Origin of the sequence: Legionella maceachernii (assembly GCF_900167045.1) — a bacterium.
GTDB classification, from domain to species: domain Bacteria; phylum Pseudomonadota; class Gammaproteobacteria; order Legionellales; family Legionellaceae; genus Tatlockia; species Tatlockia maceachernii.
In genome coordinates this window covers 48,491-67,517 of record NZ_FUXJ01000009.1, presented here as the reverse complement: position 1 = coordinate 67,517, position 19,027 = coordinate 48,491, and the positions used below count along the sequence as shown (strand labels likewise).

The following is a 19,027-nucleotide window of genomic DNA, read 5'->3' as shown; positions in this document are numbered from 1 at the left end:
CTACCATCCTGTTTTTTTGCCTAAATCACTGCCCATACCACTAAAAAATCCATTAAACATTGAATCAATTATTGCTTTTGTAACTCTTACATTTATTGGCTTACTAATCGCACTCGAAACTCCAGTTCCCAATAATACAAAACTTAAAGAAACTAAGCTGTAATTATTATTAACGGGGTCTCGTAGATGGGTAGCATATTGGCCAATGATATTTGATAGGCCTGAAGCCACAAAAGGATTACCCAAAACCATTCTAAAGTATTTTATTCCTGCCCCTAATGAAATACTCGTTCCCGCCAAAGCCCCAACCCCAACATCATATTTATTCCCCCCAGAAGCAAAAGCTCCATAAGCTCCTGAAAGCCCGCCAAGTGCTCCGGTTCCTACTATACTTCTGAATTCGACACTCTTTGTATAACGATTTAAGAGCGGTGTATTTTTAAAATTATAATAACTATCCTCACCATACTTTCCAATCTTCAACGCGATTCTTTTTGCGCCACCTACAACCGTACCCATTGAGAAAATATCCTCGGTGAGAGTAATGTTTTGCTCTGAGAGCTTGGTTTTTCCTAAAGCGGTTAGTGTTTGGGTTGGGGTGAGTTCTCCTGTGGCTAGCGTTCTAAAACCTGTGGCTAATTTATCTGCAGCGTGAATGCCCAAAAGATAGCTCAGAGGAGTTGATAGGCCTAATGTGCTGTTTTCTAGGGCTATCGCGCTTGTCATTTCTATTGCCCCTTCTCCTGCTTGCATAGCACCTGTCAGTCTATTTCCTATTTTTCCTTTTTCCCATATTGTAGCGCCTAATCCCTTTGTCCAATTTACTACAGAATCTTTTACAAAAGTTGTTAAACCCATTGATAAATTGCTCTCAGTGTTTGCGCTTTCTAATTTCCCCTCTACCAACAACGTGTCGCCGTAATCGTTCCACACTTCATTCGTGTTTTCATTCATGGATTCGTACAATTGACGATTGGTCTCTTGGATTGGGGTTAATGTTTCTTCCTGGGCTTGCGGAATGGGGCAGTATTCCCCTGCCTCGATTTCAATGGGAACTAGAGAGGGCTGCTCTGGGGTTTTAGCGATTTGGGATTGAATAATTCCGCTGCCAATCGCAGAACCTAAGTTCTCCCTCAGCACTTGAGCAGCATTAAAACCACCGCCATTGATTGCACTTTGTAATCCGCCTGTTGCCAGGGCGCTTAGCTCAGAATGAATGACACTGCTTAGGCCTTCACCGAGATTTCTATTGAGCGATTCATTGAATTTTTCTCCTTGCTTACTCCCTGCAATGCCTCCGAGTGCCCCTTTTGCGCCTAATTCTGTCCAACTAAAATGTTGATGATTTTGTAAGGCTAAACTTACGCCTTGGCTTACTGCATCTTCTCCCATCATCTGCGCTGCTTGGGACAAGCTAAATCCTGAAGGCGACAGTTTGTCAAATTTGCCAAGTAGGCTTGTGAAGGCCTCGCTCGAACTCAAGCCATTCAATAAACCTGCGGATGCCGCGGTGGATAGTCCTGTAACCAATGAGCCCTTTAAATTGAATCCTTTTTGTAAACCAAGCGCATTAGCTAAGCCCTGCCCTGCAAGACTGCCGGCAACCCCTGCTGCAAATCCTGTAGCTAGTGAGCCGGCCATTCCCATGGCCTGTCCCGTCAATGCTTTTATACCTAAATGCAAGAGACCTCTTAAACCTCCGCTTAAGCTCGCTCCTATTGCTCCTGCTAGCGTTGCAAATGCAGCTGCCGCCAATACTGTGGCAATCACTGTAACTGCCGCAACTGCGATTTTTTTAAATAAGGAATGCGATTTTCGATGGGGCGTCAATGGTGACGTGGCGGGCAATGTAGGCATGGAAACAGTCGGGGATGTGTCACCAATTAACTCAGCACTACTTATGACACGATGAGTCGTATTGTTTAAATGTTGCCTTATCGCAACGGGCGGAATGATCAGTCGCTGGCCATTATGAAGTCCTCCTACTTTGTCGGTAAGCCCATTCGCATCCGCGATGAGATACCATAGGCTACTATCACCGTAAATGTGAAGCGCAATACTCTCTATATTATCTCCTGCCTGAACAATATAAGTGCCTATATTTTCTTGAGGCGTATTTGCCATGACATCATCATTCGGAAGGCTTAAGGCTTCCCTTTGTAAAAAATCAGCAGTACTGTTTGTGATGGCAGGAGCAAAATCTTCAAAATAACCAGCAACTGAACCTGTTCGTTGGCTACCGGTTGGACTAAATCCCCCATAAACATTCAAGTACTGGGTCCCATCATTCTCTAAGCGCAAATCACCAATGGTTTTGCCGGCCACCGTCAAATAGTTCGTTTGTCCATTGCCATCTTTTCTCCCGCGTATTCCATCAAGCGTACTGATTTTGTAATCCATATTACTGGGCGTGCCGGTTCCTGCTATCGGCATATCAACCGCGTTAAAAAGTTGGCCGTTCACATCATAATGACGCACGCTTAAACCCTGGCTGAACGGACCATTATTAATGGATAAGGAGGCTATATCCATCGATTGCATATAGCTATCCCAATGTTCATAGGTATAATGATGATAGCGTTGATACCACACGCCATTTTGGAAAAACTGATTCGCGCTGTCCTCTAAATTACCCACCGCATCGTAGGAATAAACATTCTTATCCGTTTCCAGCCAAGCGCCTGCAAAAATAGTACTTGTGGTTTGGTATTTGAGTAGATCTTTGTCATAAATCATTCGAGTAATGCTTGCAGCATGGCCGAACACGTCATATAAGCGCTCTTCATCAACTCGACCAATCGCATCATAATGAATCGCCTTTAACAGGCCATTATTTTTACTAATCGACTCTAATTGATTCCAGTTATTGTATTTATAACTGTATTGTTGCAATGCCCCGTTTTCAAATTTCAATGCACTTTTGACATTACCTGCCTCATCATAATCAAGGTAAGCGCTTTGCGCGTCACCAACAATAATGGCTCCATTAATGAAGGCACCTTTATTAATCAGCATACGATTATTGGCGTCATAAGTATAAAAATCATCTCGCCTCACTTTTTGGTAACCTGTGTAATTAGCTTCCACGGAAGTATGGCGAATATTTCCTACGGCATCATAATGATAATCAACGTTGAGCAATGCGTGGTCTTTCTCGGGGAACCGATTATCGGTGTCGTTCGGATGGCGACGTCTTACTGCAATCAGCCGTCCTAACGCATCATAACTATAGCTATCTGTTTCTCGTAACCAACCATCTGATCTCTCGGCAGTGCGTGCTGCCGTTTTAGAAATGACATTGCCGTCAGCATCGTAAGAGTACGAGACCGTTTCACTACAGGCGTTATCCGTATAGGATAAGAGCTCACCGTTCCCTCGATAATAGTAGCTTATGTTTTTACCCGTAGTTGAAGTTTCTTCCAATAAAAGCCCGTTCTTATTGTATTGGTAGAAGGTCGTGTGCCCACCTAAATCGGTATGTGATTTCAAACGCCCATCCGCATCGTAATCCCAGAATTGACTATGATTATTGGCGTTTTGTTCAAACGTTTTATGTCCAGCATCATCATATTTTGCGTAAGTCATACGATCACCAACATCTTTTTTGGCAATTTGGTGATTTAGATTGTCATACCAAAATAACAGGGACTGCCCCAGTGCATTGTATTGAGCAATTAACTCCCCTGCTTCGTCATACACGTAGGTTTGTTTATCTTTGGCAGAAGTGACGCTGGCTAAGTGATTGGCTTTATCGTAGGTATAGGTCGTTAAACCACCTAACTCATTTTGAAGAGTGACTAATTGCCCAAATAGGTCGTAGTTTTTAAATCGCATCTTACCTTTAGCATCAATTTCAGTCCGTATACGTCCTTCAGCATCTAAAATTTTTGCTACGGTATGCCCATTAGCATCAGTCATTGCAATGGCGCGACCTAATGCATCATAAGCATAATAAAGCGTAGGCTTCAGGGTATGCGCTACCATCTTTTCATCAAAAGCAACTGTTTCTGGAAGTTCTTGTTGAATCACCTGATCAAAAGCGTTGTACTCATAACGTGTTTCAAATCCCCGCGCATTGAGGTGGGATATGATATTGCCCCAACGATCAACTTGTTGGGACTGCTGTACGGTTTCTAAATGGTCCTTTTGTCCCTCTATTTCTGCCCGAACCGTGAATTCTTTACGCTGACTTAAGATACGACCAAGTCCATCATAGGTATTATTTTGCCGTTGCAAATTAAAATGCCATTGATCTTTATCAAAGCTTTCAGTCACGTTGAATCGCTCGCTGGATAAATCTACACCATACTTATCATAAACTTCAGAATAGGCATTGGTAGAAGTCACTATTTGAGTGACATGATCGATTAAGTCGTAAACATAAAGCTGATAAAACCCTTGAGTGTTCGAGCGCCGAACTCGTCCTAAATTGTCATACTCGATGTGGGTAGTTAGATTGCCGTTAATTCCCTTGCTGGTCATTTCGCCGAAAGCATTATAAACAGCATCCTCTGTCATCAACTGACCATCATTTTTATAAGTTGCGGTTTGTAATAAATGCCCTTCTGTATCGTAAGTGTAGCGTTTATCAATTAAGCGTTGCGAACCATCAACTTGAGAGATTAATTGCCAACTTCGTACTCTTTGGCCGTTCGCATCATAGCTGTATTGGATGGCATGATTTAAACCATCAATTTCTGCAAGTAATCTGCCTTGGCTGTCGTAAATTGCATGAGTTGTGACGTCTTCTTCTGAATGGCCGTTTAATACATAGTGATTTTCATCAGCAGACTGAGCCCCCTGTGCAAAACGCGTGACTTCAATAAGCTGTCCTAACGCATCATAATGATAACTTGTTGCAGCCCGACCTTTTGAAGTTGTAGGGCCTACTTTAGCGATTAGCTGATTTAGAGCATTGTAGTAACAATATGCGGTATACCCTAAGGCGTCAGTGATAGACGTCAAATTTCCCGATGCGTCATAAGTATATTTAGTCGTTACATCGGTAACGAGCGTTTCATAGCGATTGCTCCCATTAATAAGACGCTGATAACTGACCTGTTTTAATGTTTTGCTGGTTAATTGCCCCAATGCATCATAGGTAAAGACGGTATGTCGATCTTTAGCGCTCATCCCGGGAGGGGGCACATGCGTTTCATCCCAGGAAGTGGCTCGGTTCGCGTACTGAATTTCGTCAGTTAACTCCCCCAAATTATTGTACGTGTAAGTGGTTAAATATTGCTCTGCATCCAAACAGGCCTGCTTTAAGCCATCTTTATCGTAGTAGTAACGGGTCGTTGCCCAATCAGTTTCATTGCGCTTAACAGCAACCTTGATGGCTTCACCAAACGCATTATAGGTAGTCCGTGTGGTAGGTCTTAGGGTATCGTAATGATTCGTCGAAGCGTTGTAGGTGCAGATTGGCTTTTGCGTTTTTTCGATCAACCGATTATCGGAATCATATTGATAAAGCTCTTCGCGATCATAGGCACTGGGGAGTACAGCATTCGCAAATGCAATACTACTAGAACCCAGGTCTTTAGACCAACTTAAAACATGCGCATAGCGCGTCTTTGACAATACGTTACCAAAAGCATCATACGAAAATTCTGTTAATGCGCCTTTAGCATCTAAGCTATATAATAGTTGCCCTTTGTTATCATAAGCATTATAGCGCCAGTTACCCGCTTTATCTTGGCTAGCAATCACCTCACCAAACGCATTATATTCTTGTACTTCGGTTAGCGTTTGTGCTTGCTCCTGGCGATTAGCGCTCGCTTGGTTGCTAGCCGCATTCAGTAACACGTCGGGATATATCGTTTTTATTTTACGGTTATTATTATCATAAACATAACGGATCGTTTGGTTTAAACCATTTACGTCACGAATGGTGGAGATAATATTGCCAAAACTATCATAACTATTTTGAGTTAGGATTGTGCGCGTTTCTGATACCCATCTTCCAGCTTGGAAACTCAAGATTGATGTACTTGGCGAGCGCGTTTCGATGAGCTGATTGGCTTCATCGTAAACATAAGTCCACTCGGCTAAATTCGCTTCAACTTTAGCCAGCAAGTTATTGTTGTTATCGTAACGGTAGCGAGTGGTTTGCTGGTTAGCGTCTGTTTTAATGACGAGACGACTAACCCCATCATACTGAAACGAGGTCATACTATCTTTTTTGTCCACTTCTAAAAGAAGTAAATCACTTTCAGCTCTGGCTGATGAGTTTAGTCGTTCGCAATGGGCTATTTCTTTAATGACGTTGCCTAAAGCATCATAACGTCGCTCAAGCACTCGGCCTTCAGCACTGATTCGATATACCTCTCTGCCTGCTGCATCATAGATAGAACGCGTTAGTCGATCATGACTGCATGCCAAAACCTGGTTTTGCCAATCGTCTTTTATGGTCGAGCGTTCAAGAAGTGTTGCATACTGTAACGAGGCAAGACGGTTACCTGATGCATCATAAAAATAAGCAGAAACAATCCCATTAGCGCTTAGTTGGTGACTTAATCGGCCCGCAGCATCATAGGCATATCGAGTGCATTGATCCGCTGAAGAGGGCTTAAGATTAGCGCGTATCACTTCTAATGAATAAACATTTCCTTCGAGCGCTAAGGCTTGGGCGAATTGGGTTTTAGCTATTAATTGCCCATACGCATTGTAACTGTATTGGGTTAAATTATTTTTCTCATCCAACTGATAAATCAATTGATTTAGGCCGTTATAAGCAAAATACTGATGCCGCTCTTCTACTTCTTCAGGCAAATCAAACCTTCCGGCTTTAAGAATATCCAAAGACTGGGCTTTGGCAAAGCGAATCTGATGGACTAAATTACCATTATCATCATAAGAATAGGATGTCCCATAGCCTAAAGCATCAAAATAGACAATGAGCCGTCCTTCTCTATCATGCAGGCGAAATTGATATTGATCCTTTTCGGAGGGAATGAGTGCTAAATGAAGAGTTGCTTCCGTGTAGTCATCTAATGCAGGGATACGATTTGCGTAAGCGATTGTTCTTTCTTCATGTCCATGCACATTATAGACATGTTCGATCACTGCTCCTCGAGCATCGATCTGAAATCGGCATTGATTCTTTGCATCATAAACAAAACGGCGGGTGTTATTGTTGGCATCCGTTTCGCTGATAAGATTATCATTCTCATCATACTTATAGCGCGTCGTTAATTTTAACCCTTCCGGATCAAGGACAGTTGCTTTGCGTCGCCCCAATGCATCCCATTCATAAGCAGTGATTTTATGTTTACCTTGTGGGTTAAATTCCGTTTGCCTAATGAGTAATCCGCGATCATCGTAATCAAAGCGAGTGGTGAGGCTAAGCCCTTCAGGGTCAATACAGGTTTGAATCAAATTCCCACGATCATCATAGCTAAATTGTTTACGCAGCCCATTCGCCTCAGTCACTAGCAGTTGACGCCCAATACCATCATATTGATACCGCGTGGTCAGAGCCAAGCCCTCTGGGTCCACCGTTTTGCTTAAGACATGTCCTTCTGCATCATACCAGTAGCGAATTTTTTGCCCATTACTGTCCTGTTTCCAAACTAAGTTACCTGCTTCATCATAGTGATAATGTTCAGTACTTTCTTCAGGTCCATTAACACCCAATAATTGCCCTTTCACGTCATAAGCATAGTGTGTCGTATTACCATTAGCGTCTGTCACTGTGATTTTGTCACCGAATGCATTGAATTGGGTAACCACTTTGTTTTTTTCGCCTGGATGCTCGAGTGTTAAAGTATTATTTCGGTCATCATAAAGGAAAGCATAGAGATCTTTTGACGCATAATTGGTTTCCCTGAGTATACGACCGAATGCATCATAGTAGATTTGTTTCTTATGCTTAGCTTGATTTTCAATCATAATCTGTTCGCCGCGCCGATTTAGGCCATAACTCGTTATTCCTCCGCGGCCATCAATGGATTTTTCAATGCGTCCAAACACATCGTATTGAATTTCTGTTTTGCGATTCAGTCCTCCAATATCATCGATTTGGAAACGTAATAAACCCCGGCGATCATAAGAATAACGTTGCACTTGCTCATGAGAGGCATCTAGCTGTAAATGCGTTTCCTCCATGTCACCAAAGGCGTTATAATGGATGGTTTGTTGGCCGCTGCGACCAGTTAATTTTTTTACTAACTGTCCTAATGAGTTGTATTCATAATAGGTAATTTCATCGCTGGCTTCATCGCGCAAACCCTTTAAACGATCAGCAAGTTCAGTGGAAGATAAGTTTGCTGATTTTTCTTTCAGTAAGTTGCGGTAGCGGCGTGTCATAGCGATTTGGTTAAAGGCATTGTATTGATATTCAATCACATGCCCATCAGCATTGACTGTGTAATTCAGTAAACCTGCTTCATTATAAAAATAACGCGTCGTTTGGTTCAGTCCATTAGTAACACTCATCAACCTCCCTGCTAAATCATAACGGTAACGAAGACTATGATGTTGCCAAATGGCCTCACATTCTTCTTGAGTGAGATTGCTGGCTTTCAGTAATTGATAGGCGCCTATCTCATCCAACCGGTGGCTGATCCTCCCCATGGCATCGTAGCGAAAACGCTGTTGACGAATTTCTGCTGTTTTCGTGTCGATCATTGTTTTTTCAAGAATTAAACCTTTTTCGTCATAGCGAAATTGGGTCAGTAAACCATTTTGCGAGCGTTCTTCAATTAATTGATCCAGATCATCATACGCATAGCTCGTGACATGATCAGCAGCTGTCTTTTTTAGCGCAAGATTGCTAAGAAGTGTCGTTTCATTGATGTTTGCTAATATTTCATTACTTAATGCAGTGGAAAAGCCATATTTTTCAATTAATAATCCTCGTTCATTGTATTCATAAGTGATAACAAACCCTAAAGGGTCAATATCAGCCACTTTCAAACCAGCTGCATTATAAAGACTACGACTGTGGATATCTTTAAAGCTGCTTCTGGGAGCTACCCATTGGGCTTCAAGTGGAAAATTGAGTCGATTCGCGTAACGAATAGTTTCCACGATATGCCCTGCTCTATCGTAGCGAAAAGCAGTTGCCGCACCTTCGGCATTGACCTCAGCGAGTAACCGACCTTCCTCATCATAAAAATAATGAATACGGCGATCCTCAGCGCTCATTTGCGGCTTTAAAGCTTCAAAAGATAAAATTTGTCCTTTGTAATCACTTAAACGAATCGCATAAGCCGTCTTAGAAATCACTCGGCCTGCTGGATCATACTCAAAAGCAAGAATAGCCCCTTTGGCATCAATTTGATAAGCAACCTGGTTATAAGCGTTATAGACTGTTTGGCTCGTGCGATCTTTCGCATTTGCTTCGGGCCTTATGGCAGACCATAAAGGAATTTTCCTTGGCCAATCAACGGTGCTCACTGTGTCATGAAAGCGCAGGGTTTGAATAAGACGTCCATTTTCATCGTAGCGATATTCGATTAAATGTCCACCTGGCTCGCATTTGGCTTGCAACCGGCCTTCATGATCATAAAAGTAATAAGTGATACTCCCATCCACATCAGTTTCAGACTGTAAGCGGCCTGCTTCGTCATAAGTGTAATAAACAGTACCGTAATTTTGTTGCCCACTATCCAAATACTGGGTGGTTAGCAACAATCCGGAGCGGTCATAAGTACGAATGGTTTGTAAACCATTCGCATCGGTTTCGATGGTTCGTTGATGCCCATCATCATACTCAAATCGCTGGCGATGATTGTGATTATCGATGCGCTGGATTAAGCGCCCTAAGTCGTCGTAGACATAGCTCGTGGTACTTAATTTTCCATTCACCGGAACGGCTTTTTCCAAAAGTCTGCCTGCTGCATCATATCGAAAATAGGTCGCAATAGCACCGTCAAGTTGTCCCTCACTGTTCGCGTTGATGGACGTGTAATGCATTTCTTCATCTAAAAGACCTCGCCAATCATAATGATAGGTAGTGAGCGTGATTGCTTGGGCATTTTGAGCACTTACCCAACGGAGTAGCTCATCCAATTGGGGGCTTTGCTCTCTAGTCAATTGCCCTACATCGTAACTGGATTGAAGATAGAGACGACTACTAATGCATTGTCCTTCTTGGTTGTAGCGGTATTCAGAAACAGTACCATCACTTGCAATTTTGAAGCGCAAATGCCCTTTTTCGTCATAAACAAAACGTTGAGTATTGGGTATAGTAGGATGATGATTACCGCCAAAAGAAGCATAGTGAGTTTCGCTTAATAAATGATGTTCCTCATCGTAGAGACGAGAGGTGATTTGCCCTGTTGGCTCTTCGATACTGATGCAATCCCCTGCTTCATTATAATGAAGCAACCAATGCAAATCGCCTTGATAAATTTCGGTTAAATGGTTGCCTTCGTACTTGTAACGAATGCGACTATTTTCGGGACCATCAATGCCAGTTAAACGGCTCTGCTGATCATAAAAATAACTCCATGTTTCACCTTTGCTATCAGTGATTAAGGTCTTACCGTCAAAATAGTGATAAGTAGTTGCACGATTTTCCCCATCAACTAATTTTTTTACGCGTCCTTCCTCATCGTAATCAATAAATAGAGCAGTACCATCGGATTGACGGATGGTTGAAATGCGGTTTGAGTCGCCCACATAGTCATAGCTTATCCAGTAACTTTTTCCTTCAGCTATATCACGGCTGACTTTGCTTAAGCGATTTTGTTCATCATAGTCATAGTGCAAGTGATGCACGATTACACCATCACTCATTACGATGAGATCTTGCAATAAACCTTGATTAAACGTCCACTTGATGAGCTGCTTACCGCTGTTATCGACGATAGAATCGAGTTGTCCGTTACGGTAATAGAATTGCAATTGATGGCCATCGCGATCCGTGAGTTTCGTGAGTTGCCCGTCTACATTGTATTCATAAGAACAAGCGCTCGAACCTTCTCGATAAGTCCAGTGATTACCTTTGAAAATAAGGGTCGCTATCCCTCCCTTTTTATCGACATAACAACCTTTAATTGCATTAAAAATAAATTGAGTTGCATGCCCATCTGCGTCAATACGGGTCAGCTCAGAGCCCACATTATTCACTGTACCATGCAAACTGAGAGAGGTTTCTGTATTGAACTGCCAATTTTTACCTCCTTCACCAAGGGAATTATAACTTTGAATGACCTCAAACCCGATCCCTGCGCTTGCTAAAAAACCATCTGTTTGACGTAAAACCAGGTTGCCATTTGCAGCATTCATATAAATGAATTCGCCACCATGACCCAATTCGGCCTTGCCTTTCGGTCCATAATTGCCTAATTGTCCAATCGAGGATCCACTGATTCCTAAGCCTTCATTAGTAAATAGTTGTGTCATCCTGAGTCTCTCCTAATTAGTTCATCACAAACAACGATAAAGGGATAATCTCTGACTTACCTCCAGGAATATTTTTGATAGTGAGGTAAATTCGCAAAAATTGCTGTTCCATTTCGGGCACTAAATCAGCAATCAATTTATTGTCTTCAATGCGTAACCAACTCGGCTTTTCATGATCTTTTGCGAATTCAACGGCATAAGGGATGGCTTCGTATTCGGGAAAAATATCGTGATTGAGTACAAAATCATGATAAAACGGTTGCCCTGGATAAACTGTTGGTAATTGTGGATTTGCTTCTTTAAAACGGGGCTTCTTCTCGTTGTCCGTAGCGATACTTAAAGACACTTTAACGGACTCCGAATCACCGCCAATCCGCGTATTAACGTGTAAACTGAGCTGATACTTCTGTCCAGTAACATCCATAGGGACAGAACCCATTAAAATTGTTGGTTCGTTTGGAGACACTTGCAGCCATGTGACTTCAGGCTCAATACGCTCGATAACTAACTGAAGATTACGATCATTTGTCGGATCAACAATTTGCTTTCTTACATCATAGGAAAACTCATCGCCCACTGATTTTTTAAGCGAAAAAGCCTTAATCGTTGGTTTACTATTTGGATCGGTGGCGACAGGAATACGAATTTTTAATGGCCAAGAGTCTCCTCCTGTGTTAGTAGAAGCAATGAGAGTTACCTCATCATCGCTGCCTGCATCCGCAGATTGAGGGATACCAACCAGGTAGTTATTGTCTACTCCACCAACCGTAAGCCAATGAGGGTGGGGTTCATTTTGATCGATGCGAAAACGTATCGGATTACTCGGTTGGCTCTTTGATTCAATCAATTCAATGAGATTCAATTGGAAGTTTTGGCCGGGAGAGGCGCTGGGAATAGCGTTTTGTGCTTTAAAAATAGGTGTATCCTCGGGATTAATCCCAACATTAATAATCAAATGCGCTGGTGCAGCGCTGCTATAAGCATTGGCTGCGCCAATACTAAATACATAAGTTCCAGTTCTTGTTGGTTTACCAAAAATCGCAAAATTCGACGAATCAAAAAATAACCCATCTTGCGAAGCAGGAATCACGTTTCCCTGAGGAGGGACTCCAGCCTGAACATTTTCTCCATAGTAATTAACGTATGGCTTAAGATTGAGTATAAAAGGCACGTTCGCTGTTCCTTTCTGAATAGGAATAGCCGTCATTGATAATGAATGAGGGATAACAGTAATTGCAAAGGGAATGCTCGATCCAATATCCCAGTACACACCATCTTCACCACCAGATAGACGGAACATATTGTTTCCGGTAATCGTCTGTCCGAGTTGGTTACCTGAAATAATTAAACTGAAATAGCAATCGCCAACATAAGGAAAATTGATAAAACCACTTATAAAATAAGGACATACCCCTGCATTAATAAGGAGTCCTACACCGAGAGGAAAGTACCATTCTTGAGCGTATTTCAAGAATTCATAATGCATTTTTATTTTAATGACTTTCTGCTCACCAAAATACACGGTGTTTTCAAAAGGCGTTAAATTTTGAAAAACAACACTCGGATAGGGAGACGCCATAGCCCATACTGGTAATGAGCTCAATAACAACAAAAACGAAACCCGTTTCATTTAGACAATCCTTGTTTCCATTAGAGGATGAACTTGCTTTTAATTCACGTCGAACTGAAAAGTTCCCTTGCGTGAATTACGCACTTCCATAAACCAGAGAAACTGGGAGGAGAAAAGGGCAATATGATTTTTTTAAATGGGGTATTAATAGCAGTACTTACGCCAAACAGCGCTGAGTTTCCAAAATGATCCATCTTCGTTTCCTTCGATAATTGACTTGCGCTATAAGCTATAGAGAAGCTAATTGATTACGAGGTAACAAATAAGGGTTTGGGGGATAAATTGAGCAACCGAGAATGTCCATTGTTTTAGAGGTGTTATTCTTGCTGTTATTCTTCATGATAAAACTCCATAATTTCCATTAACCTTTCCAAGGGTTGGAGGCATACTACTTGATAATTTTGAGTAAATCAATACAGGAATTTCCGACCTTGCCTAAAATTGAATTGCTGCGCCTGCCGCCACATAATTTTCCACGCCCCCTAAAAAGCCCCTCATACGCTGGCCGCCCTCAAAATCAATGGTCATATTTTTGAAAGGAAGAAAAATGAAGCCTGCGGCAGCATTAAAACCACTGCCTTCATCGGGTGCTGTTTTGCTCTGCCCGTAAATTTCTGCGTAAATTTCCAATTTATCGACTGGAAACCAACTGAAAAAAGCATCTGGATTTACGCTAGTGAAGCGCTTACCACCAGCAAGAACTGATTGAGTTTGACTACTAAAACCTAATTGAGAAGTAAAACTTAATTTTTCACTCAAGTTAAAACTGAAGATACCATTAATTACCCCGCCCCACCCCTTACTGCCAAAAGCTCTACTGCCTGACGAAGGCACAATAGAGCCATCTAGGGTAGCAATCATGCGGCTGGTATAAAAAAGCTCATGTTTATAACCCACCGCCATCTCACTAAATCCTGAACGCGGCCTTGTTGACAGATGGATATAGGTAGGAAAAAAAACAAAAATCTCATTATTCGCAGGTAGACCATAACGCAACTCAGCAAACGGATAACTTTGCCCCTGAATGCCCTCGAGCAAATTAAGGTATTCATAACCGAATTCGAGGATAAATTTTTTATTGGGTGCGGTACAAGGGCTGTCTGCAATAGTTGGCCTGTTGACAATGGCGAGCATTCCATTGCAAGGACTATCATTAGTATCAGCAAAAGCGCTCGACGCGATTACACAAATCAATGGGATAAGCCAAAGTCGCTCCCATTTTGGTGTTCTACTCATACTATCTCTCGATTTTGAATCAGTCTAATCGTCAAACAAGAACCCGAATCAGTATCGCTCATCGACACTGCTGTTGAAACATTGAATCTCATCGCTACGTCGTGCGGCTTGTCCACAGAATCCGTCAATTACTTAAAATCATCAGAGCCTGTGGCCAAGGCCTAGAACATAAGCAAGGACTACTCTTTGAGCCTCTTCCCATCCTTACTGTGAGAAGGAATGAAGTTCTTTGATCAATTACTGGGCATTGTTAACAACCGAGCCATCTGCGTTTTTAATGACTTTGGTGCCATCAGGATTGGTCTGTACTGATGAACCATCTGCGTTGATCACGATTTGTGTACCATCGGGTCTCGTTTCCACAGATGAATTGTCTGCATTTTTGACAATTTTTGTGCCATCCGGACTGGTTTTTACCGATGAACCATCCGCATTGGTCACCATTTCTGTACCATCAGGGCTAGTCTGAACGGAGGATCCATCCGCGTTTTTAACGATTTTTGTACCATCAGTATTAGTCTGAACAGAAGAACCATCTGAATTAGTAATCACTTTTGTGCCATTAGGATAGGTTTGTACCGAGGAACCATCCGGGTTTGTGACCGTTTGACTAGGGGTTTGGGTCGAGGTTTGGCTCTCTGCTGCTGACAATTCGAAACTGGTTATTAAGCAAGTTAAACCTACCATTGCAGCTGCGATCTTCGTTTTTTTAAAAAAATGGCCTACGCGCATTGTTTCTCCTTAAGTCTTTATTCCATTTAGCGTCGTTTTATACCCAACGCGGATAATAATGATCGTGTTAGATCCCGCATTATCTGACGTATTACTTGCCTAAACAAGGTGCTTTTGCTGATTTTCTCCACCAGCGTTTCATCATTCATTTTACGCTTACCTTTCACCTCCACCGTGCTATCGCTCGCTGCAACAGCTACTTGTGCCGCTAAAACTTGCTGCGCGGATGTTTCTTTCATTCGTTTCCCATAATGCAGCATTAACGTTGAACTGGCTACTACTGCAGTAATTTCTTGAGGACTAATAACCCCCATGCGCGACTCCGGTGCCCTTACTCGACATTCCACCAATGGCGTGGGTTCCCCTTTAGCATCTAATCCACTGACTAAAGCCTCACCAATACCAAGCGAGGTTAAAAGCGCCTCGGTGTCATAATGGTCAGTGGGCGGAAAATTTTGCGCAACCAGTTTCATTGCTTTTCTATCTTTTGCTGTAAAAGCGCGTAAAGCGTGTTGTATTTTTAAACCTAATTGGCTTAATACGGAATCCGGAATATCGTTTGGTGTTTGCGTACAAAAAATGAGCCCCACCCCTTTAGAACGGATCAACTTGACCATGGTATCCAACAAGCTGAGTAAGGCTTTACTCGCATTACTAAATATTAAATGCGCCTCATCAATAAAAATCACGAGTTTAGGTTTCAAAGGGTCGCCGAGTTCGGGCATTTGCCTGTACACATCAGATAGCAATTTGAGCATAAACGTTGAAAATAGCTTTGGCTTATCTTGCATGTCGAGCAACCGTAAGATAGAGATAATGCCGAGCCCTTGAGCATTTGTCCTCACTAAATCCATTACATTAAATGCTGGCTCACCGAAAAACTGGTCTGCTCCTTGAGATTCGAGTTCAATGATCTTGCGGACAATCGTACCAACAGACGCCGAAGATACACCGCCAAAACTGGCTTCAATTTTTCCTTTGCCCTGATCGCTTTGCGCGAACTGTAACAAGGCTTTAAGGTCAGCTAAATCAATTAAAGGGATTTTATTTACTTTGGCAAATTCAAAAAGAATGGTAACCACCCCCGCTTGTGTTTCATTGACATCGAGCATACGAGAAAACAGCACGGGGCCAAACGCTTCGACAGTTGAGCGTAGAGGGATTCCCTCCTGTGATGTCTCGTTTAAACTCAATAATTCGACAGGGAAAGCGCGAGGACTGTAAGTTAAACCTAATGATTTTGCCCGTTCTTCCAAGGCGGGGTTAGCCTCTCCTTTTTCTGCTAAGCCTGAAATATCACCTTTGATATCCATGACCAAGCTCGGAACCCCTAGCAGTGAGAGTTGCTCACTGAGCACTTGCATGGTTTTGGTTTTACCACTACCCGTTGCTCCTGCGATTAGGCCATGGCGATTAAATGATTTTACGACCAAATTGACGGGTGCATCAGGCAATAATTGGTCATTTAATAAAATTCCCCCCAATTGCACTGCAGGTAAATCCCCTACCTGATAGGGTTTGCGTAAATCATCGTACATGCATAACGTCCTTGTTTATGAATAGGCTCAAGAGACTTAATTATATTATAATTCATCCCTTATGGTTTTTGACAATCAGGACATAAACCATAAATATTCAAGGCATGGTCAGTCATTTTGAATTGCGCATTTTCAGCAATCATTTGTTGCCGTTCTTCAATGATCTTATCGACGAACTCTTCGACTCGACCACACTTAACACAAACGAGATGATCATGATGCTCCCCTTGACTGAGTTCAAACACCGAATGTCCGCCCTCAAAATTATGACGAGTCACCAAGCCTGCTACTTCGAACTGTGTTAAAACCCGGTACACAGTCGCTAATCCAACATCTTCACCCATGTCTAATAACGCTTTATAAACGCCTTCTGCGCTTAAATGATGCTTTGGGGATTGCTCTAAAATTTGCAATATTTTCACCCTCGGCATAGTAATCTTTAATCCTGCATCTTTTAACTGTTGGCTTTCTTCCACAAGCGCTCCTTTGGCTATATCCATCACGTATTCCCGCTGCAAACGAAGCAGCTTAGGAGGTGTCTTTCTATGGATGACATGGTATTATGGCGAAATTTTTCATGGCAGGCAAAAAAATGCGTATCGTTACAATTCTTGGAGCTATTAGCTTAGCATTAACTCTTACTCATTGTGCGTCCTATGATTTTTCTCGCCGCATTGTGGAGCAAGGAAATTTATTACCACAATCAAAAATAGAACGCTTAAAAACGGGTATGAGCAAAAATGATGTCGCCATTTTAATGGGTACTAGTCTATTAAGCCCTACCTTCAACACCGATCGTTGGGATTACGCTTATACGTTTCGCAAGGGAAATGGATCCTTGATGGTGCATAATTTAAGCCTGTATTTCTCACATAATACGCTGGTCCGTATTGAACATAAGCCCTAGAGTATTTTTAAACCACCTTTCTGTTGGCCTTAAAAAATTACAACACTTTAGCGGCCAGCAGGGAATGCGGATCACTCAGATATTTAGAGGCATCGTACTCTGCCAAATAACCCATTATGGCAGGGTTGATGACTGTTAAATAATACTCTAATAATTCAGGAGTATTCTTTTGTAACCACTGTGGCCCCTTCTCTGGACCAAGTAAAGCGATAATCTGCGGAACTCTAACGATCAGCTCGATATCCCACTCTTCTTTGGGATAGGCGGTGAACACCGTTTGAATCGCATTGTAAGCGGCTAACTCTTCCTCACTGCTCACAGAGGATAGGATTTGCGTTAAATTTTCCTTCGTTGTTTGGACAATTTTTTGAAATCTTTCCTTCCGCTGATGTATGTCGAAACCTTTAGGGTAAGGTGCAGACGAATTTTTAAAGAGGTGATCAATACCAAAATGAGAAGATTCATGAAGAATAACTGCTAATACCCCATATAAGTCTAATCCTTCAGTCGCAGCGAATACTGAATTCTTATGCGTATACAGGCCCCGAGGTTCGGCTGCCAAGGGTTTGAGCGAGCCAACGTCAGGGGCATCAACACAGATGATTTTAAATCGCTTACCTAATTCTTTCTCTTTTTGCTTCAATGCAAAAGCATATAAATCCAGATCATCTTCTGAGGCCTCTTTTTTAAGCTCCTGCAGCTGTTGGTATTCCATAAACAACGTTATGCGTCTGGAGTGTGTTATCGTTCCTTTTAATGCACACAACCCCATAAGATTGAGCATTGGCCTTAAAATTTCGCTCTCGTAAGCCACTTTAAATACCCCGGCAAATTGCTTTCTCATCGCTTCATTCTGAATAAATAAAGTAGATTCTATTGCTTCATACGCACTGGGCTTTTCAGATTTAAGTGGTTTTAAAGGACCGAGGTCGACAATAGCCTCTTTATTAGCCCTTTGAAATTTTTTTATGTCCATTCCTTCAGGGATTTCTTGATTATGCACCTGCTGATTGGATGCTTGTAATAATAGTTTTTCTATCGCTGAAAATTGATTATGAGCTGCTATTTCTAATGGGGTATTTCCTCTAGAATTGGGCAAATCAGGGATAGTTTCTTCAAAATCAAGTAACAAACTCGCGACACGTTCGTTATCTGTACTTGTCGCATAATGCAGGGGAGTATTTCCTTGTTTATCTCTTACGTTTAAATCGCAATCAAATTCACTAATAAACGTATCTAACATTTCAATAAAAGCATCCTCATCAATTTCAAATTCATCCTTTTTTTCAACTTTTTCATCTTCTTCATCACTTTCGATATTTTCAAGAGAACCTCCACCGAAATTGATTTTTCTTACATTCACAGCACATAAATGGTGTAGAAGCGTTCTATTTTCTGGACCAAATTTATGACGCAAGCATTTTGTATCACTTCGGATTAAATCCAAAAATTTTGTGTAATCATTTGTTTTTAATGCCTTATTTAACTCTCTAAGCAGTGCTTTTATCTTAGCCATAAAATCTCCAAAAAAAAATCACACGCACTTATTTTTTATCGTTATTATTTGGCTATAGATTTAGTATAGTAATATCCGTTAAAATACGTGAAATTTATTGGGATAAATGAGTAAAA

At 41.8% G+C, this 19,027-nt stretch carries 8 protein-coding genes; 1 reads left to right on the top strand and 7 read right to left on the bottom strand.

Annotated elements, in window-relative coordinates:
- The 6 genes from B5D33_RS09090 to fur all read right to left on the bottom strand — a co-directional run bounded on the left by B5D33_RS09090 (position 1) and on the right by fur (position 16,964).
- A complete protein-coding gene (locus B5D33_RS09090; protein WP_058452060.1) occupies positions 1–11,352 on the bottom strand; it encodes a hypothetical protein in 11,352 nt (3,783 codons plus the stop codon).
- 16 nt (positions 11,353–11,368) lie between these two features.
- A complete protein-coding gene (locus B5D33_RS09085; RefSeq protein ID WP_058452059.1) occupies positions 11,369–12,982 on the bottom strand; it encodes an Ig domain-containing protein in 1,614 nt (537 codons plus the stop codon).
- 435 nt (positions 12,983–13,417) lie between these two features.
- Positions 13,418–14,218, bottom strand: coding sequence for a hypothetical protein (locus B5D33_RS09080; protein WP_058452058.1), 801 nt, complete (start codon positions 14,216–14,218; stop codon positions 13,418–13,420).
- A gap of 237 nt (positions 14,219–14,455) precedes the next feature.
- Complete coding sequence (locus B5D33_RS09075; protein ID WP_058452057.1) at positions 14,456–14,950, bottom strand: T-complex 10 C-terminal domain-containing protein; 495 nt, start codon at positions 14,948–14,950, stop codon at positions 14,456–14,458.
- Between the two features lie 26 nt (positions 14,951–14,976).
- Positions 14,977–16,488, bottom strand: a complete 1,512-nt coding sequence (locus tag B5D33_RS09070) for a helicase HerA-like domain-containing protein (RefSeq protein WP_058452056.1) — start codon at positions 16,486–16,488, stop codon at positions 14,977–14,979.
- A gap of 59 nt (positions 16,489–16,547) precedes the next feature.
- Positions 16,548–16,964, bottom strand: a complete 417-nt coding sequence (fur, locus tag B5D33_RS09065; protein WP_058452228.1) for a ferric iron uptake transcriptional regulator — start codon at positions 16,962–16,964, stop codon at positions 16,548–16,550.
- Positions 16,965–17,050: 86 nt separating this feature from the next.
- On the opposite strand from fur, the gene B5D33_RS09060 reads away from it, so the two are divergent.
- Positions 17,051–17,395 (top strand): outer membrane protein assembly factor BamE, encoded by a 345-nt coding sequence (locus tag B5D33_RS09060; RefSeq protein WP_058452055.1) that lies wholly within the window; start codon positions 17,051–17,053, stop codon positions 17,393–17,395.
- Between the two features lie 37 nt (positions 17,396–17,432).
- Here the strand turns inward: B5D33_RS09060 and B5D33_RS09055 are convergent, their stop codons facing one another.
- A complete protein-coding gene (locus B5D33_RS09055) occupies positions 17,433–18,911 on the bottom strand; it encodes an ankyrin repeat domain-containing protein (RefSeq protein ID WP_058452054.1) in 1,479 nt (492 codons plus the stop codon).
- Between the last annotated feature and the right edge of the window lie 116 nt (positions 18,912–19,027).